The 25708-nt window shown below is 59.3% G+C and carries 24 protein-coding genes; 13 read left to right on the top strand and 11 right to left on the bottom strand.

The window, feature by feature from the left end:
• Positions 1–15 precede the first annotated feature (15 nt).
• Entirely contained in the window at positions 16–1128 is a 1113-nt protein-coding gene (locus AC2FD8_RS02045; RefSeq protein ID WP_496853542.1) for an S-(hydroxymethyl)glutathione dehydrogenase/class III alcohol dehydrogenase, read from the bottom strand.
• Between the two features lie 130 nt (positions 1129–1258).
• On the opposite strand from AC2FD8_RS02045, the gene AC2FD8_RS02050 reads away from it, so the two are divergent.
• A complete protein-coding gene (locus AC2FD8_RS02050; RefSeq protein ID WP_496853541.1) occupies positions 1259–1546 on the top strand; it encodes an I78 family peptidase inhibitor in 288 nt (95 codons plus the stop codon).
• Positions 1547–1607: 61 nt separating this feature from the next.
• A complete protein-coding gene (locus AC2FD8_RS02055; RefSeq protein ID WP_496853540.1) occupies positions 1608–3260 on the top strand; it encodes a Y-family DNA polymerase in 1653 nt (550 codons plus the stop codon).
• Positions 3261–3276: 16 nt separating this feature from the next.
• On the opposite strand, the gene AC2FD8_RS02060 is transcribed toward AC2FD8_RS02055, so the two are convergent.
• Positions 3277–4002 carry an SDR family NAD(P)-dependent oxidoreductase gene (locus tag AC2FD8_RS02060; protein WP_496853539.1) on the bottom strand — a complete coding sequence of 242 codons (726 nt, stop codon included), beginning with the start codon at positions 4000–4002 and terminating at the stop codon, positions 3277–3279.
• Positions 4003–4217: 215 nt separating this feature from the next.
• Here AC2FD8_RS02060 and AC2FD8_RS02065 point away from each other — a divergent pair, with 215 nt between their 5' ends.
• The 8 genes from AC2FD8_RS02065 to AC2FD8_RS02100 all read left to right on the top strand — a co-directional run bounded on the left by AC2FD8_RS02065 (position 4218) and on the right by AC2FD8_RS02100 (position 11552).
• Positions 4218–5549, top strand: a complete 1332-nt coding sequence (locus AC2FD8_RS02065) for an NAD(P)/FAD-dependent oxidoreductase (RefSeq protein ID WP_496853538.1) — start codon at positions 4218–4220, stop codon at positions 5547–5549.
• Positions 5503–6048: a hypothetical protein gene (locus tag AC2FD8_RS02070; protein ID WP_496853537.1), complete on the top strand. Its 546-nt coding sequence runs from the start codon at positions 5503–5505 to the stop codon at positions 6046–6048. The genes AC2FD8_RS02065 and AC2FD8_RS02070 overlap by 47 nt, the downstream gene beginning before the upstream one ends.
• Positions 6048–7271 carry an MFS transporter gene (locus AC2FD8_RS02075; protein ID WP_496853536.1) on the top strand — a complete coding sequence of 408 codons (1224 nt, stop codon included), beginning with the start codon at positions 6048–6050 and terminating at the stop codon, positions 7269–7271. Before AC2FD8_RS02070 ends, AC2FD8_RS02075 begins: the two co-directional genes overlap by 1 nt.
• The gene (locus tag AC2FD8_RS02080) at positions 7268–7885 is read left to right on the top strand and encodes a DUF3833 domain-containing protein (protein WP_496853535.1); all 618 of its coding nucleotides are present in this window, start codon (positions 7268–7270) and stop codon (positions 7883–7885) included. Before AC2FD8_RS02075 ends, AC2FD8_RS02080 begins: the two co-directional genes overlap by 4 nt.
• Positions 7882–8424: a DUF3833 domain-containing protein gene (locus AC2FD8_RS02085; protein ID WP_496853534.1), complete on the top strand. Its 543-nt coding sequence runs from the start codon at positions 7882–7884 to the stop codon at positions 8422–8424. The genes AC2FD8_RS02080 and AC2FD8_RS02085 overlap by 4 nt, the downstream gene beginning before the upstream one ends.
• A 653-nt stretch (positions 8425–9077) precedes the next feature.
• Positions 9078–9641 carry a GbsR/MarR family transcriptional regulator gene (locus tag AC2FD8_RS02090; RefSeq protein WP_496853533.1) on the top strand — a complete coding sequence of 188 codons (564 nt, stop codon included), beginning with the start codon at positions 9078–9080 and terminating at the stop codon, positions 9639–9641.
• A gap of 76 nt (positions 9642–9717) precedes the next feature.
• On the top strand, positions 9718–10383 hold the full coding sequence (locus AC2FD8_RS02095; RefSeq protein WP_496853532.1) for a DUF4166 domain-containing protein: 666 nt from the start codon (positions 9718–9720) through the stop codon (positions 10381–10383).
• Positions 10380–11552 (top strand): saccharopine dehydrogenase family protein, encoded by a 1173-nt coding sequence (locus AC2FD8_RS02100; RefSeq protein ID WP_496853531.1) that lies wholly within the window; start codon positions 10380–10382, stop codon positions 11550–11552. The genes AC2FD8_RS02095 and AC2FD8_RS02100 overlap by 4 nt, the downstream gene beginning before the upstream one ends.
• 64 nt (positions 11553–11616) lie before the next feature.
• Here the strand turns inward: AC2FD8_RS02100 and gyrB are convergent, their stop codons facing one another.
• The gene (gyrB, locus tag AC2FD8_RS02105; protein ID WP_496853530.1) at positions 11617–14034 is read right to left on the bottom strand and encodes a DNA topoisomerase (ATP-hydrolyzing) subunit B; all 2418 of its coding nucleotides are present in this window, start codon (positions 14032–14034) and stop codon (positions 11617–11619) included.
• Positions 14035–14136: 102 nt separating this feature from the next.
• Positions 14137–14709, bottom strand: a complete 573-nt coding sequence (locus tag AC2FD8_RS02110) for a TetR/AcrR family transcriptional regulator (RefSeq protein WP_496853529.1) — start codon at positions 14707–14709, stop codon at positions 14137–14139.
• Between the two features lie 100 nt (positions 14710–14809).
• Here AC2FD8_RS02110 and AC2FD8_RS02115 point away from each other — a divergent pair, with 100 nt between their 5' ends.
• Entirely contained in the window at positions 14810–15376 is a 567-nt protein-coding gene (locus AC2FD8_RS02115) for a carboxymuconolactone decarboxylase family protein (protein WP_496853528.1), read from the top strand.
• Here AC2FD8_RS02115 and recF read toward each other — a convergent pair.
• The 6 genes from recF to mutM form a co-directional block, all read right to left on the bottom strand.
• Positions 15373–16470, bottom strand: coding sequence for a DNA replication/repair protein RecF (gene recF / locus AC2FD8_RS02120; protein WP_496853527.1), 1098 nt, complete (start codon positions 16468–16470; stop codon positions 15373–15375). The two genes, AC2FD8_RS02115 and recF, sit on opposite strands and share 4 nt — an antisense overlap.
• Before the next feature lie 59 nt (positions 16471–16529).
• Positions 16530–17651 carry a DNA polymerase III subunit beta gene (dnaN, locus tag AC2FD8_RS02125; protein WP_496853526.1) on the bottom strand — a complete coding sequence of 374 codons (1122 nt, stop codon included), beginning with the start codon at positions 17649–17651 and terminating at the stop codon, positions 16530–16532.
• 223 nt (positions 17652–17874) lie between these two features.
• A complete protein-coding gene (dnaA, locus tag AC2FD8_RS02130) occupies positions 17875–19251 on the bottom strand; it encodes a chromosomal replication initiator protein DnaA (protein WP_496853525.1) in 1377 nt (458 codons plus the stop codon).
• A gap of 534 nt (positions 19252–19785) precedes the next feature.
• Positions 19786–20049, bottom strand: a complete 264-nt coding sequence (gene rpsT, locus AC2FD8_RS02135; protein WP_496853524.1) for a 30S ribosomal protein S20 — start codon at positions 20047–20049, stop codon at positions 19786–19788.
• 227 nt (positions 20050–20276) lie between these two features.
• A complete protein-coding gene (gene acuK, locus AC2FD8_RS02140; protein WP_496853523.1) occupies positions 20277–21053 on the bottom strand; it encodes an acryloyl-CoA hydratase in 777 nt (258 codons plus the stop codon).
• A gap of 66 nt (positions 21054–21119) precedes the next feature.
• Positions 21120–21971, bottom strand: a complete 852-nt coding sequence (gene mutM, locus AC2FD8_RS02145) for a bifunctional DNA-formamidopyrimidine glycosylase/DNA-(apurinic or apyrimidinic site) lyase (RefSeq protein ID WP_496853522.1) — start codon at positions 21969–21971, stop codon at positions 21120–21122.
• 86 nt (positions 21972–22057) lie between these two features.
• On the opposite strand from mutM, the gene ubiE reads away from it, so the two are divergent.
• Both ubiE and ubiB read left to right on the top strand, forming a co-directional pair.
• A complete protein-coding gene (gene ubiE, locus AC2FD8_RS02150) occupies positions 22058–22810 on the top strand; it encodes a bifunctional demethylmenaquinone methyltransferase/2-methoxy-6-polyprenyl-1,4-benzoquinol methylase UbiE (RefSeq protein WP_496853521.1) in 753 nt (250 codons plus the stop codon).
• A complete protein-coding gene (gene ubiB, locus AC2FD8_RS02155; protein WP_496853520.1) occupies positions 22811–24340 on the top strand; it encodes a 2-polyprenylphenol 6-hydroxylase in 1530 nt (509 codons plus the stop codon).
• Between the two features lie 97 nt (positions 24341–24437).
• Here the strand turns inward: ubiB and AC2FD8_RS02160 are convergent, their stop codons facing one another.
• Positions 24438–25613, bottom strand: coding sequence for an acetyl-CoA C-acyltransferase family protein (locus tag AC2FD8_RS02160; RefSeq protein WP_496853519.1), 1176 nt, complete (start codon positions 25611–25613; stop codon positions 24438–24440).
• Positions 25614–25708 lie beyond the last annotated feature (95 nt).

The raw sequence follows: 25708 nt of genomic DNA on the forward strand, positions 1-25708 counted from the left end.
TATCGGTTTAGAGCCTTAGTAGACCACAACCGAGCGGATGCTTTCACCCTTATGCATCAGGTCGAAACCGTGGTTGATGTCGTCCAAGCCCATGGTGTGGGTGATCATCGGGTCGATCTCGATCTTGCCGTCCATGTACCAGTCGACGATTTTGGGTACATCGGTCCGGCCCCGCGCGCCGCCAAAGGCGGTGCCGCGCCAGGAACGACCGGTGACCAGCTGGAACGGACGGGTCGAGATTTCGGCCCCCGCTGGTGCAACGCCGATGATGATCGACTCACCCCAGCCCTTATGCGCCGCTTCCAGAGCGGTCCGCATCACGCCGACATTGCCGGTGGCGTCAAAGGTATAGTCCGCGCCGCCCTTGGTCAGGTTGACGAGATAAGGCACCAGATCGCCTTCGACCTCGGTCGGGTTGACGAAATCGGTCATGCCGAACTTGGTCGCCATTTCGACTTTGGCGGGGTTCAGATCGACGCCGACGATCTGGTCGGCCCCGGCCAGACGCAGGCCCTGAATCACGTTCAGGCCGATACCACCCAGACCAAACACGATGGCACGGCTGCCAATCTCCACCTTGGCGGTGTTGATCACAGCGCCGATTCCGGTGGTGACACCGCAACCGATGTAGCAGATCTTGTCGAACGGCGCGTCCTCACGCACTTTGGCCAGCGCGATTTCAGGCAGGACAGTGTGGTTGGCGAAGGTCGAGCAGCCCATGTAGTGCAGAATCGGATCGCCATCCAAAGTCGAGAAGCGCGAGGTGCCATCGGGCATCAAGCCCTTACCCTGAGTTTCACGGATCGCCTGACACAGGTTGGTCTTGGGGTTCAGACAGTATTCACACTCACGGCATTCGGGTGTGTAAAGCGGGATCACATGATCGCCCGGTTTCAGGCTGGTGACGCCAGGGCCAACATCGACCACGACGCCTGCGCCTTCGTGGCCCAGAATGGCCGGGAACAGGCCTTCGGGATCAGCGCCGGACAGGGTGAATTCATCGGTATGACAGATGCCGGTGGCCTTCATCTCGACCAAAACCTCGCCCGCCTTGGGGCCTTCGAGGTTCACCTCCATCACTTCCAAAGGTTTGCCTGCCTGAATGGCGACGGCTGCACGGGTACGCATGGTGCTTGTCTCCCAATCTTGTTTGACCCGACCCTGCGTCAAATGCAGGGTGTTTTCAACTGCACTTTCATGGCAGATTGGCTAAATATTTGATATTGCATAAACGACATTGTCATACTGGGGAACGCCAATGCGCCGATTTATCCCGATCCTGATCCTTCTGGCCGCCTGCGCCGACACCTCGACCTTGGAAGGTGCAGACCTTGCGCCCGAGGCCTCGCCTGTCGATCTGGCCTTCTGCAAGGGCGATCCGTTTGCGGATTCCATCGGCCAACCGGTTTCGACCATTCAGGCCAGCCTGCCCGAGCGCGCGCGGGTGTTGGGACCCAATGACATTGCGACACAGGACTACCGTATCGACCGGCTGAATGTCTTCGTGAACGAGGCGGGCCTCATTCAGCGCCTGACCTGCGGGTAAGCGTGGACTCTGGCGCTGATTCTCGAATAAGAACAAAATGAGAACATTTTGATGTCTGCCGATGCCAAAACGCCGAATACTTTCACTCTGGTTTCCCCGTCTGGGGGCTGAACGGCTGATCCGCGCCGCGCGGGGGCTGCATGTCGGGCCTTTGGCCGTGGTGGCCGAGCAATCGAACATGCAGGTGATCACCTCTCTGAACGCGGAAGCTCAGGCCGCCGGGCTGCAGGTGGGTCAGCCGGTGCGCGATGCCCATGCCATGTGCGCGTCTCTGATCACGCGGCACCGCAATGCCCCGGCCGAGGCCGCGTTCCTGACCGCGTTGCGCCGCTGGGCAGGCAAGTTCAGCCCTTGGGTCGCCGAAGAGGCGCCGGACGGGCTGATCGTTGACCTCTCGGGCTGCGCGCATCTGTTTGGTGGGGAAGAGGCCTTGCTGCGCGTGCTTGAGGTTGATTGCGCCGATATGGGCCTGAGCGTGCAGATGGGCATTGCCGACACGTTGGGCGCGGCCTGGGCGCTGGCGCGCTATGCCGGGCAAGAGGCCATATCCGACCGCAACGGCGACGCCATCAGCCAAGAGGCCCGCGCCACCCGTGCCCGGGCCAGCAAGCGACGACACTGGACCAAGGGCGGGGCCGCGCCGCAGGTGGTGGCCTTGGGCGGCGGGGCGCGGATCGCGGCGCCGGGGCAGTCTTATGGGGCGCTCAGCCCGCTGCCCATCGCGGCGCTGCGGCTTGAGGGTCAGGTGGTCGCGCAGCTGAACCGTCTGGGCCTGCGCCAGATCGGGGATCTGCTGGGGCAACCCCGCGCCTCTCTCGCCCGCAGGTTCGGACGTGGGCTGGTCTTGCGGCTGGATCAGGCGATGGGCAGCGCGCCCGAGCCGGTCTCTCCGGCCCGCCCGCCGCATCACTTCGCGGTGCGGATGACTCTGCCCAATCCGATTGGGCTGGTCGAGGATGTGATGGCCGCCATCGACCGGGTTCTGCCGACACTCTGCTCCAAGCTGGAGGAAAAGGGCCGCGGCGTCCGCACCCTGCGGCTTGAGGCCCATCGTGCCGATCAGGCGGCCGAGGTTCTCGAGGTTGGGCTGGCCCGGCCAACTCATGACAAACACCGCATTCGCCCTTTGTTAGAGATGAAAGTTGACAAGATCGACGCGGGTTATGGCATTGACATGCTGCGGCTTGAGGCGGTGCAGACCGAACCCATCCACGCCCGCACCATTGCCGGTCATGCCGAGGCCCGCCGTGTGGCCCGCAACCGGCTTGAGGGCAACACCGCCGTCGAAGACCTTATGGCCAAGTTGGGCGCGCGGGTAGGGCTGGAGGTCATCACTCGGCGTCACCCTGCGGCATCGCATATCCCCGAGAAAACCGCGCAGGTGCTGGCGGCGGCATGGTCCGAACCGGCGCGAGACTGGCCCGCACCACCACGCCCGCGCCCCCTGCAGATGTGGCAGCCCGAGCCGGTGATGGCCCCGGAAACTCCGGATGTGCCCTCCGCCTTTCGCTGGCGCGGACGTGATTGGCAATTGGTACAAGCCACCGGCCCGGAACGGATCGCGCCGGAATGGTGGCTGGATGATCCCAACTGGCGCAGCGGTGTGCGCGATTACTGGGTTGTGGTGACCGAACAGGGCGAGAGGCTCTGGCTGTTTTATGGCCATGGAGGCACCATGTCCGCAGGCTGGTTCTGTCAGGGGCAATTTGGCTAAAAACCCAAATTAGAGTCTATTTTCCGCGATAAATCAGGATATCTGGCAGATAGTCCAGCAGCCGAACCACCCAGGAAAACGGGGCCGGAAAATCAGTACGGAAGCGGCGGCGCGACATCGCTTTGATCACACGCTCTGCCGCGTCCTCGGCCGACATCAGCATGGGCATCTTGAAATTGTTCTTTTCGGTCAGACGGGTCTTGATAAAGCCGGGATTGACGATCCGAACCGTCACGCCCGTCCCCGCCAGATCAAACCGCATGGTCTCGGCCAGCGAGACCAACGCCGCCTTGCTGGCTGCATATCCTACCGCCGCAGGCAAGCCACGATAACCGGACAGAGAGCCGATCAGCGTGATGTCCCCGCGTCCGGCGCTGACGAAGCCCGGAACGGTTTCACCCAACACCCGCAACGCTCCGGTGTAGTTCACGTCAGTCATCATCAGGACCGCCTCGGTGTCCCAATCACCGGTCCGCATCGGCTCATAGACTCCGGCGTTGTAGACAAGGCCATCGACCTCTCCGACTTCAGCCACGGCACGGCGAACGGCCTCAAGATCGGTCACGTCAAAGGGCACCGCACGCGCATTGGGAAGGGATGCGCATATCTCGGCCAGCCGATCCGCATTGCGCGCCGACAGGACAAGATGCGCGCCGCGCTCGCTGAGCGCTTGCGCCAAGGCGCGCCCGAGCCCTTCGCTCGCGCCTACAATCCAGTATGTCTTGCCGTCAAAACTATTCATGCCCGGTCCGATCGGAGAGCACACCAAAGCGGCGTGCGAATTTCAGTCACTCTAAGCATTTACGAACTGGCATTGCAGACGGATCATCAGAGCCTGTGGTAAAATTAGCCCAGACATCACAACATAGTGCGCTTGAAAAATAAATCGAACCTGACTGATCCGCGTCGGAACCTGCTACGTATGTCTTTGTAAAATGTCGCACTTAAGGGGATCACATGTTCGACGAAACGCGAGGCGAGCGCAAGAAAATCGCAGTTATAGGTGCAGGCATTTCAGGTTTATCCGCAGCGTACTACCTTTCTGAACAGCACGACATCACCGTTTACGAGTCCGAGCCGCGCCTCGGTGGACATGCCCGAACAGTGATGGCAGGCAAGAACGGAGATCAACCGGTCGATACCGGTTTTATCGTCTTCAACTATGCGACCTATCCCTACCTGACCAAGCTGTTTGATGAGCTGAACGTCCCCGTCGAGAAAAGCGAGATGAGCTTTGGCGCGACCATCGACAATGGCCGCATTGAATACGGGCTGAACACGCTGCGTACCCTGACAGCCCAGAAACGCAACCTGCTGCGGCCATCCTACTACAAGATGATTGCGGACATCCTGCGCTTTGGCAAAGAGGCCCCCGAAGCCGCAAAGGATGATGATACAACCATCGGAGAGCTGGTGGACCAGATGCGTCTGGGACATTGGTTCCGCCACAACTACCTGCTGCCGATGTGTGGCGCGATCTGGTCCACTCCGGTTGAGTTTGTGGATCAGTTTCCGGCCCGTTCGCTGGTGCAGTTCTTCCGCAACCACGCCCTGCTGGCCAGCGGACGCGCCAACCAGCATCAGTGGTACACGGTCAAAGGCGGCAGCATCGAATATGTGCGCCGTATCGATGCCGCGCTGCGGTCGCGCGGATGCGACATTCGTCTGGCGGCTCCGGTAGATCACGTGCAGCGCGATGACACCGGTGTGACGGTCACCAGCCAGGGCCATGCCGATCAGTTTGACGAGATCATCCTTGCGACCCACTCGGACCAGTCACTGGCCATTCTGGGCAACGACGCCACAGCGGATGAGGCTGCGGCCCTTGGCGCGATCCGCTATCAGGCCAACCACGCGATCCTGCATTGTGACGAAAGCCAGATGCCAAAGCGGCGCGCCTGCTGGTCCAGCTGGACCTATCGCTCGCAAGACGGGGATGTCGGCGTGACCTATTGGATGAACCGGTTGCAGAACATCCCGGACAGCGATCCGCTGTTTGTATCGTTGAACGCGTCTTCGCAAATTGCCGAGGACAAGATCTACGATCAGGTCGAGTTCGCTCACCCGGTTTTCGACAAAGCCGCGCTGAAAGCGCAGGGACAAATTCGCGACATGCAGGGACAGAATAACACCTGGTACGCCGGAGCCTATAACCGGCACGGGTTTCACGAAGACGGGATCGCCAGCGCGATGCATGTCGTCGACCGCTTGCGCGGCGCCCCACACACAACCGGAGCTGACAATGGCATTCTTGAAAAAGATCCGGCCATCCATGTGGCCGCCGAATAGAACCACCCTATCCGCAGCGCTGCTGTCCCTCACCCTGCTGATGCCGGGCGGGGCCGAGGCCCTGCCGCAATCCGCTAGCCTGAGCGACCCTCAGCTGCGCGGCACCGCCACCTTCCGTTTCCTGGGGTTGGCGATGTATGACGCACGGCTTTACACACCCGGCGGCGCGCCCTTCAACTGGTCGCAGGATTTCGGCCTGGAGCTCACCTACCGTCGCAACATCAAGAAAAAGGCCATCGTCGACTCGACGCTGGAGGAGATGTCACGGCAAGGCAACCCTTTGCCCATCGGCCCCGAGCTGAACAAGTGCTTCAAAGGCGTCAGCAACGGCGACAAATACCTCGCGATCTCGCAGGGGCCTGATCAAGTCACCTATTGGCGCAACGGCCAGAAGGCCTGCACCATCAAATATCCCGGCATCAAGCGGGCCTTCATGTCGGTCTTTCTGGGCAGCAATACGCGATCGGCCAGTTTCACACGACAGTTGAAGGGGCAGTGATGCTGTATCCCAGGGTCAGCCTCTATGCGCTGATGCTCGCTGCGGCGGGCATCCCGCTCTATATTCACCTGCCGCGTTTTGCAGCGGTGAATTTGGGCATTGGCCTTGGGGTGATCGGAACCGTGTTGCTGGTGATCCGCCTGGTTGATCTGGTGCAGGATCCGCTGATCGGTTGGGCCATCGACCACTGGCCCGGCGCGCAACTGCTGTTTGCCGCGCTGGCGGCGCTTGGGCTGGCAGTTGGGTTTCCGCTGTTGTTCGGCCTGCCGGACGGGGCCAGCGTTGGCGCGCTGGTTGCTACCCTCGTGCTTCTTTTTTCGGCCTACAGCCTTGGCACGATCCTGCTTTATGGCCGCAGTGCAACGCTGGCCAAACAGGCCGACCCGCAAGAGCTGATGCGCCTCGCCGCCTTCCGCGAAGGCGGCCAACTGACCGGAGTCGTTCTGGCCGCCAGTGCCCCGGCTCTGTTTGTTGCCCTTGGTGCGCAGGGGCAGGGCTATCCCGCCTTTGGCCTGTTTCTGGGCGCGCTCGCGCTACTGACCCTGATCGTCACCATCCCGATATGGCGGCGTACGCCCATCACGGGCGAGGGCATCTCGTTCACCGCGCTTGGACAATCCGGTGCCCTCCGCCTGCTGGTTCTGGCGCTGATCAACAGCCTGCCGGTCGCCCTGACCGCCACGCTGTTTCTGTTCTTCGTCGAGGACAAACTGCAGCTTTCCGGTATGGCCGGCCCCTTACTGATCCTGTTCTTCCTCAGCGCCGGCGCCAGCGTGCCGGTCTGGGCGCGGATCAGCAACCGGATTGGCCCGAAACAGACCCTGATGATCGCCATGCCGCTGGGCATCGCATCCTTCATCGGCGCGGCCACCCTCTCGGCCGGAGAGCTGACTGCCTTTGCCTTGATCTGCCTGGCCTCGGGCGCAGCCGCAGGGGCGGATATCGTGATCCTGCCCGCCATGTTTTCCGTGGTGCTGACGCGCGCGGGGCTGAATGCCTCGGCCGCGTTTGGCATCTGGTCTTTCGCTGGCAAGCTGGGCCTCGCGCTCGCTGCCTTTTTCACCCTGCCCCTGCTGGAACGCAGCGGCTTTTCTCCCGGTCAAGCCAACTCGGCACAGGCTCTGAGCACACTCACATTCGCCTATGCCCTGCTGCCCTGCATCCTCAAACTGGGCGCATTCGGGATGGTCTTGACCCTGCCTACGGAGGCCCCAGCCAAATGAATACACTTATTGTGTTTCTGCTCGCCATCCTTGTTATCGTCGCGGTCAAAAGACGGTTCCTGAGCTTTCGCTCGCAAAACCCGGCCGACTATTCGGGAACGGGACCAGAGTTTTCCCTGACCAAACACCTGAACGGCGACATCCTGTCCGAGGGGTTGATCTATGGCCCCAACGGTAAGATGTCGAACAGCTTCGTCGCGCGTATGGTCGGCGAATGGGATGGAAACACGGGCACTCTGGCCGAGTATTTCACCTATTCGAACGGCAAACAGATGACCCGAAAGTGGTTCCTGACATTGGGCACCGGCAATACGTTCACGGCCACAGCAGATGATATCGTCGGTGAAGGCAAAGGCGTGATCTCGGGCTCGACCGTCAAGCTTACCTACCGGATCATTCTTCCCGAAGATGCCGGCGGGCATACGCTGGACGTCACCGACTGGATGTACCTGACCGAAAACGGAGCGATCATGAACCGCTCAGAGATGCGCAAATTCGGCCTCAAGGTTGCTGAACTGGTGGCAACCATGCGCCCAGCCCCCGAAGTTCAGACCGCGCATCTGCCCGGTTCAAACGGGTATGATGCGGATGCTGAAAGCAGGCGCCTGCAATGACCCGGTTGCGTTTTCTGATCTCTCTGGTCGCAATCGCCAGCCTGACACTGCTTGCGGCCTGCTCGGCCAAACCGCGGGTGCCGAAAAGCTTTCTGTCAGACCGGCAGCTGAACCTTGAAGAGTTCTTTGACGGCAAAACCGTGGCCTATGGTCAGTTCCAGGACATTCTGGGCAACGTGCCGCGCCGTTTCACGGTTGAGATCGACGGCGCATGGGACGGAGAAACCCTGACGCTGGTCGAGGATTTCGTCTATGATGACGGCGCTACCGAACAGCGCGTCTGGACCCTGACCAAAACCGGCGAAGACAGCTGGACCGGCACCGCACCGGGCGTTCTTGGTGTGGCCCAAGGGATCGAGCGCGGCGATACCTTCAACTGGAAATACAAGATCGACCTGCCCGTCAAGGACGGCACCATGCGGGTGAATTTCGATGACTGGATGTGGCTTCTGGAAGACGACCGCCTGCTGAACCGCGCTTATGTTTCGCGCTTTGGCGTCCGTCTGGGCGAGGTCATCCTGTTCTTCGAGAAACTGTAACGGCTAGATGGGGCCTCGGCGCGCTGATCGGGTTGTTCAACCCTATCTCCGTCATAGAAAATAAACTCATCCACCCACCCGAACATCTTGTTCGCCTCGGGCGCGCGCGGTACCGGAGGCGGAGGTGCGGCTTTGGGTTTCACCTGTGCCCGCTCGACCTCGGCCCACAAGAAAAACAAACCTCGACGCGTGCCGTTGAGATGTTCGGGTATATTGACCCACACCACTTTTGAGGGTTTTCCGGAATTCTGTTCGATTTTTGCCCCCGGGTTTTTTATCGCCCTTTGGCAGAATCGTAGCAACAATCCCTGAATCTGGCAAATTTTTCGATGGACGCAGGCGGAAATCCACTAACAGAACGTCAATTAACACGTTTAAATATATAGCAAAAATTTGCAAGCAACCAAGAGTGGTACAGTTAACGTGTTTCACGACCCAAAGTACCCCATTCTGGCAGAGTTGAAAACAAACCTCATAAACGTGGCATTGGCGGCTTCACTTTTTCGCTTGGATGCCAGGCAGCAACAATATGCCAGAAACAGTCTGGCCCATTGTCGGTAAGTATGAAACCAGCGCCAAATTATGGCGTTTCAAGTTAAACCTGTGACGCTTTAGGTCTTGATTTTCACCTCCGTTTATCTGATATTTCTGTCATGACAGAAACTAATGACATAACGAAATCAACCGCTGTAAACCAGTTCATCCTGTATTGGGGGGACATGGGCAATCAATGGGGCGTCAACCGCTCTGTGGCGCAGATTCACGCGCTGCTTTATCTCAGCGCCCGGCCCCTCAATGCCGAACAAATCGCCGAGGCCCTAGGCATTGCACGATCCAATGTGTCCAACTCTCTCAAAGAACTGGTCAGTTGGCGGCTCATTCGCCGTATTCCCCTTCCGGGCGACCGGCGCGAACACTACGAAGCCGAGGTGGATGTCTGGGAAATGGGGCTCCGTATTGCTCAGGGGCGCAAGGAACGCGAGATTGATCCGGCGACACACGCCCTGCGCGCCTGCGTGGCCCAAGCAGAAACCGAAGGCGGCCTGGACCCTATTGCGCTGCAACGGATGCAAGACATGCAAGCGTTCCTGACAACGGCTGACACGTGGTTCCGCGATATGCTGACCGTGCCGAGGGCCAAGCTGGTGATGTTGATGAAAATGGGAACCAAAGTCGTCTCTTTGCTCAACTTCACCGGAGGCAAAAACAGCAGATAAAAATTTGACCCCAAATTTCTCTTATGACGGAAATGCCAGAATGTTCGAAAACACGCAAAATTTTGCCCGACCCAGCATGAAGCACCCCGCAGCGCAATCCGATGCGACCAGCGACCGGGATGATCGGTTCAAGACCCTGCTGGGGGCCGCGGCATGGGCCCGTCTGCCCAGGGCAATTCAGCGGCGTTTCAGCAAACGGCATTTGGAGGATTCCAGCCTTACTTACCAAGGCCGCGTGACCCAGATGCGGATGAACCCGGCTGGACGCGCGCTGGCTTTTGCCCTGCGCGTGATTGGGGCACCGCTGCCGTTTGATCGTACTTCTGTCGGTCGATCTGCCGTGGTCACAGTCACCGAAGACGCGGCGACGGGCGGGCAGTTCTGGATCCGGCAGTATGGCCGGGCCACCGGGTTTCCGCAAATGGTTGGCAGTTCCAAACGCTTTGCCGGACCCACCGGATTGGAGGAATATATCGGCTTTGGTATTGGTATCTCACTGCGGCTCGAAAGCTCGGAATGCGGTCTTTATTTCGTCAGCGACCGGTATTTCCTGAAATTGGGCCGACAGCGGCTGCCTTTGCCAATGTGGGCTTGTCCGGGCAGACTGCGGGTTGGCCACGAAGAGATCGGGGGTGGGCAATTTCGGTTCACCCTGGAACTGGCGCACCCACTTTTTGGCGAGCTGATCTGGCAGGACGCAACATTCCAAGATGCCGAAATCGTCGGGGGTGCCCCGTCATGAAAGTCGTGATCATCGGAGGGTATGGTGTTTTCGGATCCCTGACCGCCCGGTTACTGGCACGCGATGGGCACCAGCTTTGGCTGGCCGGGCGACGCCCGCAAAAGGGCCGTGCTTTGGCTCAGGAACTCCGCGCTCAGACATTGGAGTTGGACATCGGCAAAGCACCAGAGGCTCTTTTCGCGGTTGAACCGGACGTGGTGATTGATGCAGCAGGTCCGTTCCAGCACTACGGCGATGATCCTTACAAAGTTCCAAGGCTCTGCATATCCCATGGCTGCCACTATCTTGACCTATCGGACAGTGCCACGTTCACAAAGGGTATCGCGACCTTGAACCCCGAAGCCTTGGCCTCGGGTGTCTTCGTTCTTTCCGGGGCATCCAGCGTGCCGGGCCTGTCCTCATGCATCGTCGAAGACTTGATCGAACGCCTTGATGAGGTTGACCTTATCGACATCGCAATCCTGCCGGGCAATCGGGCGCCGCGCGGTATGTCCGTTATCAAAAGCATCGTAAGCGGTGTCGGGCGGCCATACCAAGTGTGGAAAGACGGCACTTGGCAGACGGCCACCGGATGGACGGATCGCAAGATGTATAAGCTGGAGCCAGGGATGATACGCGCAGGATACAGCGTAGACGTTCCCGACATTGCACTTCTGCCTGCAAAGACAGGCGCGCAAAGCGTCATGTTTCGCGCGGGCCTTGAGCTTCCGTTGATGAATTGGGCGCTGCATCTGTTGGCCAAATTGAGGCAGCACGGTCGCTATGAACTTCCGGACGTGGCACATTCGGCGCTCCACGCCCTCTCAAACGCGCTTTTTCCCTTTGGCAGCGACCGTGGCGGTATGCAGGTGCGTGTTTCGGGAAAGCTGAACGGGCATATCGTAACCCGCAAATGGACGCTGATTGCAGAAAATGGACACGGCCCCTTTGTGCCCGGGGTCATGTGCCGCGCAATCTTGCGAGAGCACAAATCCATAGACGCAGGTGCGCGGCCTTGTCTGGCAGAGCTGCCAAGACCCTTGGTCGAAAACGCAATGGCGGATCTGGAAATCCGCACCGAGATCGTCGACCAGTTGGATCAGAGCAATCCCAATCCACGAGGCGACATGCAAAACGGCAAAGACTCCGGACACAAAGACATGCAGGATCTCATCCCATCAGCCCGCTGATCGCGTTTTTTGACGAAGTGGTCGTGTTGCAAAAATCGACTGAAGGTCGGACGCCTACAAATTATCAGAAATCCAGATTCTCCACGCTCAGGGCGTTTTGCTGAATGAACTCGCGGCGGGGTTCGACCACGTCTCCCATCAGTTTGGTGAAAAGATCGTCGGCCTCAACCATATCATCAACGCGTACCTGCAGCAGGGTGCGCGCGTCCGGGTCCAGTGTGGTTTCCCAGAGCTGATCCGGGTTCATCTCGCCCAAGCCCTTGTAGCGCTGCAGCGACAGGCCCTTTTCGCCCTCTTCCAGAATGGCGCGCAACAGGTCCAGAGGGCCGTGGATCGCTTGCGATCGGTCGCGGCGGACCAATGTCGCGGGGGTGTTGTAAATTTCCTGTAGGCTTTGGGTGAAACTGCCGGTTTTGCGCGCCTCACCCGAACGCAACATGGGGCCGTCCAGAGTACGCACCTCTTCCACGCCGCGCAGGATGCGGGCCAGACGGATGCCGTGATCCTGCGTGATACGGCCCTGCCAACCGCGCTCGTATTCCAACGCGATCAGGTCCAGGCGAGCGGCGACCTTGTCGGCCACACCCTGCAGGTCAGCATCGACGGCACCGGGCACAAAGGCACCGGCCACAGCGGCCTGTTCCAAAATGTGGCGCGGATAATGCGTCGGGAAGGCATCCAGTACGCGTTTTAGTTGGCGCGCCTCGTCCACCACACGGGTCAGATCCTGCCCGATGATTTCCTCGCCCGAGCCCAGCTTCAGCGCTGCGCCTTCAACACCCTGATTGATCAGGTAATCATCCAGCGCGGCCTGATCTTTCAGGTAAACCTCGGACTTGCCGCGCGCCACTTTGTAAAGCGGAGGCTGCGCGATATAGAGGTATCCGCCTTCGATCAGTTCCGGCATCTGCCGGTAGAAAAAGGTCAGCAGCAGCGTCCGGATGTGTGCGCCATCGACGTCCGCATCGGTCATGATGACGATCTTGTGGTAACGCAGCTTTTCGATATTGAACTCATCGCGGCCAATACCGGTGCCCAGCGCCATAACCAGATTGCCGATTTCCTGAGACGACAGCATCCGGTCAAACCGCGCGCGTTCCACGTTCAGGATTTTACCGCGCAGGGGCAGAACGGCCTGAGTCAGACGATCCCGGCCTGTTTGGGCGGAACCACCGGCCGAGTCCCCCTCGACGAGGAAAACCTCGGTCTTCGACGGGTCTTTTTCGGAACAGTCTTTCAGTTTACCCGCCAGATAGTTCACATCCATTGCCGTTTTGCGACGGGTCAGTTCGCGGGCCTTGCGGGCGGCCTCGCGCGCCAGAGCGGCTTCGATGATCTTGCCGACGATTATTTTAGCCTCATTGGGGTTCTCTTCGAACCATTCGGCCAGTTTTTCGTTCACCATACCTTCGACCGCCGGGCGCACTTCCGAGCTGACCAGCTTGTCCTTGGTCTGGGATGAGAATTTCGGATCAGGCACTTTGACCGACAGCACACAGGTCAGACCTTCGCGCGCGTCATCACCGGTAAAGCTGACCTTTTCCTTTTTCGCGATCCCGCTGGATTGCGCGTAGTTGTTGATCGTCCGGGTCAGAGCGCCCCGGAAACCGGCCACATGGGTACCGCCATCCCGCTGTGGAATGTTGTTGGTAAAGGGCAACACCGATTCATGGTAGCTGTCATTCCACCACATCGCGATTTCGACGCCGATATCGTCGCGCTCACCCTTGATATAGATCGGCTCGGGCATGGCCGAGGTTTTCGAACGGTCGAGGTATTTGACGAATTCCTTGACGCCGCCCTCATAGAACAGCTCGGTCTCCAACCGTTCTGCGGGGCGTTCATCAATCAGAATGATCCGCACGCCCGAGTTCAGGAAGGCCAGTTCGCGCAGGCGCTTTTCCAGCGTCTCAAACGAGTACTCAAGGTTGGAAAATGTGTCTGTCGAGGCCAGAAAACGTACTTCTGTCCCTGTCCGGTCGCCGCAATCATCGACCACCTTCAGGTGCTCGACCGTCTCGCCGCCTTCGAACCGGGCCACATGTTCCTTGCCATTGCGCCAGACGCGCAGCTCCAACCAGTTGGACAGCGCGTTCACAACGGAAACACCCACCCCGTGCAGGCCGCCTGACACCTTGTAGGAATTGCTGTCGAACTTACCACCCGCATGCAGCTGGGTCATGATGACCTCGGCCGCTGAGACGCCTTCTTCCGGGTGAATATCCACCGGAATGCCGCGCCCATTGTCGCTGACTGAAACGCTGGAATCGGCGTGAATTTTCACGGTCACATGGTCGGCATGACCAGCCAGAGCCTCGTCAATTCCGTTGTCCACGACCTCATACACCATATGGTGCAGACCCGAGCCGTCATCCGTGTCACCGATATACATACCGGGACGCTTGCGGACCGCCTCTAAACCTTTGAGAACTTTAATGGAATCTGCGCCGTATTCCTGGGGTGCCTGTGCGTCTTCGGACATGCCGTTAGTACCTATATTATTTTGGTAACTTATACGTTTTCTGGTGGGGATTGTCACGCGCTCCCCCAATATTTTGTGGTTCCGCTCCGATTTATCTGCGGATCACAGCCGATCAAGGTCTGCGGCGATATCCTCGGCGATTTCGGCTGCGTTGGCGTCGTCCCGCTCGGCTGTCAACCGCAGGCCCAGAAGATCCGACTGATAGCGCGCGGCAAGGCGTTCGGGATCGTGATCGGGGCTGATCTCCTGACCCAACTGGGCGCGTTGGAACAGATCTGCAAAACAGGATTTCATCGTGGTCATATGCGCGCCTGCCTGGCCCGCTAGATCGTGATCCTTTGCCTGCAACTCGGCATAGGTCTTGGCCAACATGCAGGCCTTGGTCGGCAGGTCAGAGGCCGCTATCACGCGAAACGGCTGCGCCTTGAGCGCCCCAAGCGGCCCCAGCTCTTCGGCCAGAGCCATCATGCTGGCAACCCCGTCTTGCGCGTAACGCTCCAACGCCAGCGCATAAAGGGCGTCTTTCGAGCCGAACGCCGCATAGAAACTACCCGGCTTCAGCTTCAACTCGCGCTCAAGGTCCTTCAGAGACGTCCCGGCCCAGCCGTGACGCCAGAAGATATCACGCGCCTGCGCGATCAGCGCGTCTCGGTCATATGTAGGTTTACGCGGCATCGGGTCACCAATTCTTGAGTGCTTGCTCAAATATATACTTGAGTGATCACTCAAGAAACCCTAAATACACCTCATCGCGCCAGAATTCAGGAGTTTTGACATGGCCAACTTCCCGTCTCACGATCTTGAATCCGCCCCTGAGGGGTCCAAGCCGCTGCTGGAGAAATCGCAAGCCGCCTTTGGCCGCCTGCCCGGCCTGCACAAGGTGATGGCGGAAAGCCCGCAGCATCTGGAAGGTTATCAGGTTCTGCATGGCCTGTTCATGCAAACCGATTTCGACAATGATGAGAAAACCGTCGTCTGGCAGACCATCAACGTTGAAAACGAATGCCACTACTGTGTCCCCGCCCATACCGGCATCGCCAAAATGATGAAGGTTTCGGACGAAATCACCGAGGCTCTGCGCAACGAAACCCCGCTGCCGACTGCCAAGCTGGAGGCCCTGCGCACCTTCACACTGCAGGTGATGGAAACCCGCGGCAACCCGACCGAAGAACAGCTGCAGGCGTTCTTTGACGCAGGCTATTCGCACCGCGCCGTTCTGGATGTTGTTTTGGGTCTGGCGCAGAAAACCATGTCAAACTACGTCAACCACATGGCCAAAACTCCGGTCGATCAGGTCATGCGCGGCTTCCTGTGGGAGCGTAAAGTCAACGAACCGGCCTAAGCTGACACGACCGAGCCCTCATCGCCTTCGGTAACAACCAGCGTTTGGGCCCGGTCGCCCAATTCCGCAAACAACTCAGGCCCGGTGCCCGTCATCCAGGCCTGAGCGCCCAGCGCACAGATCTCATCATAGAGCGCCGCGCGTCGCTCGGCATCCAGATGTGCGGCCACCTCATCCAGCAAAACGATCGGCGGCGCACCGACCATCCCCGCCAGCGCCCGTGCGTTTGACAGGATCAGCGAAACCAGCAGCGCCTTTTGTTCGCCCGTGGAACAATCCTTGGCCGGAACGGCTTTGGCCGCGAACACCCCGTACAGGTCCGAGCGATGCGGCCCAACCAGTGTCCGCCCCGCAGCCAAATCGCGGAAACGACTTTCGCTCAGCGCCTCGCGCAGATCATCCGCTGTCTCGGGCATCGCGCCTTCCGTTTGGATCAACTCCAACTCGGCCGAAGGAAACGCCGTTTCGGCCTCTTCCTGCGCGGCACGCAAATGATCCAATGCTGCAAGACGCGCCGCATGTATCCGATACCCTGTCTCGGCCATCTGACCTTCCAGGGCCGTGTACCAATGGGCGTCCCGGACCTGATCTTTCAGCAGCCGGTTCCGCTCACGCATGGCCTTCTCATAGGTCAGCGATGCCTCGGCATGCGCGGGATCAAAACTCAGCGCGATGCGGTCCAGAAACCGCCGCCTCCCCTCGGCCCCCTCGATCCACAACCGATCCATCGATGGGATCAACCACACCACGCGCGCGAGTTTGCCCAGATCAATCTGACTGGCGGCCTTGTCATCAATCCGAACCTGACGCGCCGCACCGCCCTCGGACCACGTCTCGATCTCATATCGCCCGCCCTGCGCGCTCAGCAGGCCGGACAGTTTCCAGCCCAAGGCCTCGGGCCGCCGGGTCATCTCAGCCGCACTGGCCCGCCGCATCCCGCGACCGGGCGAGAACAGAGACACCGCTTCAAGGATATTGGTCTTCCCGGCCCCGTTCGGCCCATGGATCGCAACCGGGCGCCCATCCAAAGACAAACGCGCCAGTTTGTGAGACCGAAAATGCGAGACCGTAAGCTCGGTCAGGGCCAATCCCATGACCCCTCCCTTCTTCTGTTCAAAAATACCTCCGCCGGAGGCATCGCGCGCCAGCGCGATTAGACGCGCATCGGCATGACGACATAGACCGCGCTCAGATCGCTGCCTTCGCGCATCAAGGTTGGATCACCGGCCGAGTTGAACAGGAACACCGCGTTCTCACGATCCACCTGCGACGCAATCTCAAGCAGATATTTCGCGTTGAATCCGATCTCCAACCGCTCATCATTATATGCAACGGCCAGCTCTTCCTCAGCCGCGCCGCTATCCGGGGCATTGACCGACAGCACCAGCTTATCCGCATCCAGCTGCAGTTTCACAGCACGCGAACGCTCTGACGAAACCGTTGCAACCCGATCCACGGCTTGCGCGAACTCGGCAGCATCCACTTCCAACTGGCGCGTGTTGCCCTGCGGAATAACGCGTGTGTAGTCGGGGAAGGTACCATCAATGACCTTCGAGGTCAGCGTGATATCCGGCGTGGCAAAGCGCACCTTTGTTTCGCTGACCGAGACAGCGATATCCATCTCGTCATCATCCAGCAGTTTGCGCAGTTCACCCACGGTTTTGCGCGGAACGATCACGCCCGGCATGTCCGCAGCGCCATCCGGCAGGTCCGCATCGATCCGTGCCAGTCGGTGACCATCGGTGGCCACACAGCGCAGCACCTTACCGCCCTCAGACCCATCCGAGACATGCATATAGACACCGTTCAGATAGTACCGCGTCTCTTCGGTCGAGATGGCAAATTTCGATTTATCGAACAAGCGACGCAGCAACGCTGCCGACGCGGTGAAATTCGACTGATATTCCGAGGACGCCATGACTGGGAAATCCTCTTTCGGCAAGGTCGCCAGAGAGAAGTTCGACCGCCCCGCCTCAACCGTCAGACGGCCCGCTGCGCTGTCGGCCGTCAGGGTGACCAGCGCGCCATCGGGCAGTTTGCGCACAATTTCATGCAGGGTCGTGGCGGCCACTGTCGTCGCACCGGCTTTTTCGACCTGCGCAGGCGCTTTGTCGACAACCTCGATATCCAGATCGGTGGCGCGGAACAGGGCTTGGTCGCCTTCGGCCTCGATCAACACATTGGCAAGAATCGGGATCGTGTTGCGACGCTCCACGACGGATTGGGCCTGAGAAACGGCCTTGAGAAGGGTGCCGCGTTCGATGCTGATCTTCATACCCTTTATTCCTCTGACTTGCGTGCCAACATAGGCGGGACTGGCACGTTAGCGTCTCAGCCCTGAGGCACAAGGATTTTTTACCGATTTCTGGGTGGGAATGCCGCGGTGGTCAAGAGGTACGCGCGCGAAACGCGTCCATTCCCCCGCAACCGTGGAGATTAGCGCACAAGAAAATGCCCCGGTCACACTGGCCCGGGGCATTTTCCGACATGTGTGCGGCTCAGGCCTCTAGCGAGCGGCGCAGCATTTCCACGTCTTCTGCGATCTGACCATCGGTCGTTTTCAGTTCCTCGATGCGCTTGACCCCATGCATGACGGTTGTGTGGTCGCGCCCTCCGAAACGGCGGCCGATCTCAGGCAGAGAGCGGCTGGTCAGTTGCTTGCACAGATACATGGCCACCTGACGCGGGCGGGCATAAGACCGCAGACGCTTGGGGCCTATAATGTCGGACAGGCGAATGTTGTAGTAATCCGACACTTTGCGCTGGATTTCCTCGACGGTGATCTTGCGCTCGGACGCGCGCAGCACATCCGCCAGACAATCCTGCGTCAGCTCCATGTCGATCTCACGCCCCACCAGCGAGGCAAAGGCGAACAGACGGGTCAAGGCGCCTTCGAGAACGCGTACATTGGTCGAAATGCGATGCGCCAGAAACTCCAGCACGCCGTCGGCGATGACCAGATCGGGATATGTGGCGATATGCTGCTGGACCTTGTTCTGCAGAATGCCCAGACGCAGCTCGTAGTCGGTGGGATGCAGATCAACGACCAGACCGCATTGCAGGCGCGATTTCACGCGATCTTCCAGATCCTTAATCTCACCCGGGGCGCGGTCGGCCGAGATGATGATCTGTTTGTTCTGGTCCACCAGCGCATTGAAGGTGTGAAAGAACTCTTCCTGGGTCGAGTCCTTGCCGGCGATGAACTGCACATCATCCACCATCAGCACATCGACCGAGCGGAACAGATGTTTGAAATCCATCATCCGGCGTTCGCGCAGAGCCTGAACAAAGCGATACATGAACTGTTCAGCCGACAGGTAAAGCACGTTCAACTCGGGGCTTTTGGTCTTCAGCTCCCATGCGATGGCGTGCATCAGGTGGGTTTTACCCAGCCCAACACCGCCATAGAGAACCAGCGGGTTGAACGTGACCGGGCCACCTTCGGCCACGCGGCGCGCGGCGGCATGGGCCAGTTCGTTGGGCTTGCCGACAACAAAACTATCGAAGGTAAAGCGCGTATCCAAAGGCGCGGCCTGCAGATCCTCAAGCGCGGTATTGGTAAAATCGGCAACCGGTGCAGCAGCTGCGGCCAGCTTGGGTTCATCCGCAGCAGTCGCCGGTCGGGTGGTCGAATTGGCAGCCGCCTTGAACGCAAGACGTTGGACCGTCTCACCCGCAGTATTCAGCTCATACAGAATCAAATCTGCGAAATTCTGGCTGACGTAGTTCCCCATGAAGTTCGTCGGTACCGAGAACACGGCGACACCGTCCTGCAGCCCCTGAAATTCCAGAGGCTCAATCCAGGTAGTGAAGTTGTTCTTGCCAACGGCCTTCAGCAGTTTGCTACGCAGTTGTCCCCATTTCTCTTGTGTCATCAAGCGCCTCACGCATCCCATTCTTTTTTGACCTGTCGGTCTTATCAATCGTCACCGGTTTCCCGGTTATTTTGGCGTTCACGCACAAGGGTACCCTGCGCCGGATTGTCCAATCCGGCGGGTAAATGAACAATCGACGTGCACAAGTCGTATCCCGCAGCAGGATCCCGGAAACCCGGGGCACGCGTCATAACCCAATTGTTTGACAGGGCTGAGATCATCGGAAAATCCGAGACCTTAAGCAGATCTTCCTTCCGGCCAAAGGCCAGTTGTCGAAAACTTGTTCCTGCTATCTGACTGATGCCCGTCAGTCAGATGTCCGGAACAGCCTGTCCCCCCAAGCGAGTGAATCGCTGACTCAGTGGTAGCAAGATGTTGCCCACCGCAGCAACGAAACTCTGATATTGACTCGGGGTTCTGGGCGAAAGAATCTCTCGACTTCGTGAGGACGCGGCTTTCTCGCAACAAACAAGAAAGGCGCCGCAATGCGCGACGCCTTTACTTAGGAAAATGCTTGACGCATCCCAGCGGGAATCAACCCAGCGCTTTAACGCGTGCCGACAGGCGCGACATTTTACGCGATGCGGTGTTCTTGTGGAAAACGCCTTTGGTAACGCCGCGCATCAGTTCAGGCTGAGCTGCGCGCAGAGCTGCGGTCGCAGCGTCTTTGTCACCGGATGCGATCGCTTCTTCAACTTTACGCAGGTGGGTGCGGATGCGCGAACGGCGTGCTTTGTTTACGGCGAAACGCTTTTCGTTCTGACGGGCGCGTTTCTTTGCCTGGGGCGAATTTGCCATGTGTCTCTGACCTTTTGTTCGGTACGGTTATCTAGGGTTGCGCGCCACGGAATTATCCGCACCGGATCAGAAATCACGAGTGTGAGTCGGGCCAAGCGGGCCGCACGCGCATGTATGACGGCGGTCTCTACCCAAGTTTTTCAGGTTTGCCAAGCCGATTCTTGCCCGGCGCGCCCAACAAAAAAAGGCAGGCCGAAGCCTGCCTTTGGAATTTCTGTGTCGCGCCCTTACTTGTCGCGGAATTGCGCGGCGCGTTTTTCCAGAAACGCCGCCATGCCCTCTTTCTGATCTTCTGTCGCGAACATCGAATGAAAGACGCGACGCTCGAACAACAGACCTTCGCTCAGCGGCAGTTCATAGCTGCGATTCACTGCCTCTTTGGCCGCAGCAGCGGTCAGCAAAGATTTCTCGGCGATTTTCTGTGCAGCGCCCATGGCTTCTTCGATCAGCTTCTTTGCCGGAACCACGCGGCTGACAAGGCCCGCGCGTTCGGCTTCTTCGGCGTCCATGAAGCGACCGGTCAGGTTCATGTCCATCGCCTTGGACTTGCCAACAAAGCGCGTCAGCCGCTGGGTGCCGCCGATACCCGCGATAACGCCCAGATTGATCTCGGGCTGGCCGAATTTTGCGGTGTCCGCCGCGATGATGAAATCGCACATCATGGCGATTTCGCAACCGCCGCCCAGCGCATAGCCTGCAACCGCCGCGATGATCGGCTTGCGAATAGCCGAGACACGCTCGTTGACCGAGGCAAACAGATCGGCGCTGAGAACGTCGACAAAGCTCAACTCGGACATTTCCTTGATGTCCGCACCAGCGGCGAACGCCTTTTCCGAGCCGGTCAGCACGATGCAGCGCACTTTGTCGTTTTGATCCGCCTCTTCCAGCGCGTCGCACAGCTCACCCACCAATTGGGTGTTCAGCGCATTCATCGCATCTGGTCGGTCGAGTTTGATAAGGGCGACGTGGTCTTCGATTTCGACGATGATCGTCTCAAAAGCCATGAGGTGTAAGCTTCCGGTTGTTCCGTTCAGGTACGATTCCTTAACACGCGATTTCTGTGGATCAAGCTATCTTTGGCATTGCGCACAATAGAAGGATGAGCGACCGGACTGGGTGATTCTCTTGATTTCGGCACCGCAGCCCTGGGTTCGGCAGGGTTCCCCTTCGCGGCCATAGACATCAAAGCTGTGCTGAAAATATCCAAGCTCTCCATCGGCTTGGCGGAAATCTTTCAGAGATGACCCGCCTGCTTCGATCGCGTCCCGCAACACCTGCCGGATAATCGGCACAAGGGCTGCAACACGCGGCGCAGAAATCTGTCCGGCCTTGCGACGGGGCGACACCTTGCCGCGAAAAAGTGCCTCACACACGTAGATGTTTCCCAGCCCGGCAACGATTCCCTGATCCAGAAGCGCCGATTTGACCGGCGTGTTCTTGCCCTTGAACGCATCGATCAGGTGCTGTTCGTGAAAATCATTGCCCAATGGTTCGGGCCCCAGAACGGACAGCAGCTTGTGATCTTCTGCCGTAGCGGTTGGCAGCAAATCCATGGCCCCGAACCGGCGCGGATCATTGAACGTCACGCGAGCACCATTGGCCATGTGAAACACGACATGGTCATGCTTTTCGGGCATCGGATGGTCATGGACGAACTGCCCCAACGGGTCACCTGATACCGTCATACGCCCCGACATGCCCAAGTGAATCAACAGCGTCTCGCCACTGCTGAGATCGGCCAACACATATTTCGACCGCCGCCGCAGCCGCTCTACCCGCTGCCCCGTCAACCGCTCGGCCATACGCTCCGGAAAAGGCCAGCGCAGATCGGGGCGGTTCACATCTGCACGCTCAATCACCACCCCCTCCATCGCAGGGGTCAGGCCGCGTCTTACTGTCTCGACCTCGGGCAATTCGGGCATTAGATGGCTCCTATTCCAAAGGGCCGCATTGTGCCCGCCTCTGATCGCCCTATAACAGAGACGAAATTCGACAAACGGCAAGGCAAATGTCCGACAACAGCGACAAGACGACTCATTTCGGGTTCGAAACCGTGCGCGAGGCCGACAAGGCCGGGCGCGTTCAGGGCGTTTTCAACTCGGTGGCCTCAAAATACGACGTGATGAATGATGTCATGTCGATGGGCATCCACCGGGTCTGGAAAGACGCGATGATGGACTGGCTTGCCCCACGCCCCGGTCAGCGCCTGCTGGACGTCGCAGGCGGAACCGGAGATATCTCGTTCCGCTTTCTCAAACGCGCGGGTTATGGCCACGCCACCGTTCTTGACCTGACCGAACCGATGCTGGTCGAAGGCCGCCAACGGGCTGAGGCCGATCAGATGTCGGATAGTCTGAACTGGGTCGTCGGCGATGCGATGTCCCTGCCGTTCGAGGACAATACGTTCGACGTCTACACCATTTCCTTCGGCATCCGGAACGTCACCCGCCCGCAAGAGGCGCTGAACGAGGCCTATCGCGTGCTGAAACCCGGTGGTCGCCTGATGGTGCTGGAATTCAGCCAGTTGCCGAATGAAGGACTGCAGAAGCTTTACGATCTTTACAGCTTCAACGTCATCCCGCGCATGGGCAAGCTGATCGCGAATGACTATGACAGCTATCAGTACCTTGTGGAATCGATCCGCAACTTCCCCGATCAGGAAACCTTCCTGAACATGGTTCGCACCGCCGGTTTTGAGAACGCCAAATACCGCAACCTGAGCATGGGAATCGCCGCGCTGCATTCCGGCTGGAAGATCTAGATGCGCGGCCCTCACAATATCATCCGCCTGATCCGAACAGGCGCCACGCTAGAGCGCACAGGCGCGATGAATGTCGTGCTGGACGCGTTCGAAGCCCCACACGCGGTCCGCTTTCTTGCCCACGCGCTCGGCAAACCGTTCCAATGGCTGGGCTACAAGGGCGACCCCGAGATGCCCCCTGCCACCCGGGCCCTGACAGCACTGGGTCCGGCGTACATCAAATTCGGGCAGGTCCTTTCGACCCGTCCCGACGTGGTCGGCAATGAACTGGCCGAGCAACTTCGCGTTCTGCAGGATAAACTACCCCCGTTCCCAAAAGCCGAAGCCATGGCCGAGGTCGAGAAAGAGCTGGGCCAGCCGATCTCGGAAATGTTCAGCGAATTCAGCGAACCGATCGCTGCAGCCTCGATCGCGCAGGTCCACAAGGCCAAGCTGACCACCACAGGCGAAGACGTCGCCGTCAAAGTCCTGCGTCCAAGCATCGAGCGCGCCTTCCGCAAGGATGTCGACGCGTTCTATTTCGCCGCCCGTATGGTGCAACTCTGCGCCCCAGGCGCGCGCCGCCTGCGTCCGATGGAAGTGATCGAACATTTCGACGGTGTGGTGCGGGGTGAGCTGGACCTGCGTCTGGAAAGCGCGGCGGCCTCGGAATATGCCGCCAACACCAAGGATGATGCCGGGTTCTGGTTGCCTCCGGTCGTGTGGTCTCTGTCCGCCCGGCGCGTGATGACGCTCAGCTGGGCGGATGGCGTCGCGTTGGGCGACAACGACGCACTGGACGCCGCGGGCCATAACCGCCGCGATCTGGGCGAACGTGTCCTACGCCTGTTCCTGCTGCATGCCCTGCGCGACGGTTTTTTCCATGCCGACATGCATCAGGGCAACCTCAAAGTCGCCGCCAACAGCGATATCATCGCCTATGACTACGGCATCATGGGCCATATCGACGAATACACCCGCCGGGTTTATGCCGAGATCCTCTTCGGCTTCATCCGTCGCGACTACAAACGCGTGGCCGAGGTCCATTTCGAAGCCGGATATGTCCCCGCCAATCAAGACGTAGACGAATTCGCCCGCGCCCTGCGCGCAGTGGGCGAACCTATCTTCGGTATGGACGCCACTCATATCTCGATGGGTCGCCTGCTGAACTACCTGTTCGAAGTCACCGAACGGTTCGGCATGGAAACCCGGACCGAGCTGATCCTGCTACAACGCACCATGGTTGTGGTCGAAGGCGTCGCGCGCTCGCTCGACCCGCATATCAATATATGGGAGGTCGCCCGCCCGGTCGTCGAGGATTACATCAAGAAATCCATTGGCCCCCGCGCAGCGATCCGCGATTTTGGCAAAACCGCACTGGTCCTGGCCCGGTTCGGCCCGCGCCTACCCGCCCTTGTGGAAAACGCTCTGATCGCACAAACCCAGAAAGACGATCAGACCATTTCCCGCCTGTGGTCCAAAGCCCTTCCGGCCACTCTCGGCGCCATCGCAGGCGCAGCCCTTGTCCTGCTGCTAACAGCCCTCGGCTAGACGCAACCCGCCTGCTTCATCTGGCTGAAAATATCCTCGGGGGGGAATCGCGCCCAAGCGCGATGGGGGGCAGACAGCCCCCCTGCCCGACCAGAAGTCAGAGCCGCTCGATGGCAATCGCAATACCCTGACCGCCACCGATACACATGGTGATCAGACCCTTGGAACCGCCTGTACGTTCCAATTCGTACAGCGTCTTCAACGTGATGATCGCACCGGTGGCACCCACCGGATGACCCAACGCAATCGCACCACCGTTCGGGTTCACTTTCGAGGCGTCCAGTCCAAGCTCCTGATTGACCGCCAATGCTTGCGCAGCAAACGCTTCGTTGCTTTCGATCACATCGAAGTCACCCGCAGACAGACCTGTTTTCTCAAACAGATTCTGCACAGCCGGGACCGGGCCAATACCCATCACCTCGGGCCGCACTCCCGCATGAGCATAGCCGATCACGCGCGCTTTCGGTTTCAGACCGGCTTTCTCTGCCGCACCCGCCGTCGCCAGAACCATGGCAGCCGCGCCATCATTGATGCCCGAAGCATTGCCTGCCGTCACACGGCCGTCTTTCTTGAAAACCGGGCGCAATCCGGCCAGAGCTTCGGCCGTTGTCGCCTTGGGGTGTTCGTCCACCTTGAAGTCGACCATGTCGCGCTTGACCTTCACCTGAACCGGCGTGATCTGACTGTTGAAATACCCGGCCTCAATCGCTGCGGCTGCACGGGTTTGGCTGGTCAGGGCGAACTCATCCATCTGCTCGCGGCTGATCTGATGCTCATCGGCGACGTTTTCGGCCGTTACCCCCATATGACCGGTGCCAAACGGGCAGTTCAACGCGCCCAGCATCATATCCAACGCGGCCACATCCCCCATCTTTGCACCCCACCGCGCCTGAGGCATGATGTAAGGGCTGCGCGACATGCTTTCAGCGCCACCGGCCACCGCGAACTCTGCATCGCCCAGCATCAGAGACTGTACCGCCGACACAATCGCCTGTGCCCCCGATCCGCAAAGGCGGTTCACATTCATCGCCGGAGTACCATTTGGAATGCCCGCCTGCATCGCAGCAACCCGCGACAGATACATGTCACGCGGTTCGGTATTGATTACATGGCCAAACACCACATGCCCGATTTGAGCACCTTCAACCCCGGAGCGCTCCAACGCGGCTTCCGTCGCCACAGTTGCCAGATCAATCGGCGCGGTCGATGCCAGTGCACCACCAAAAGTGCCGATCGCGGTGCGGGCACCATCGAGAATTACGATTTCGGTCATGGAAGATTCCTCCTGAATTTGGGGCCAGTATGCACCCGCAGAATAGACCTGTCGCGCAAGACGTGCCGTCACGCCCGGAATTGACAAGTGACCGC

Source organism: Ruegeria sp. YTSC192, assembly GCF_059609705.1.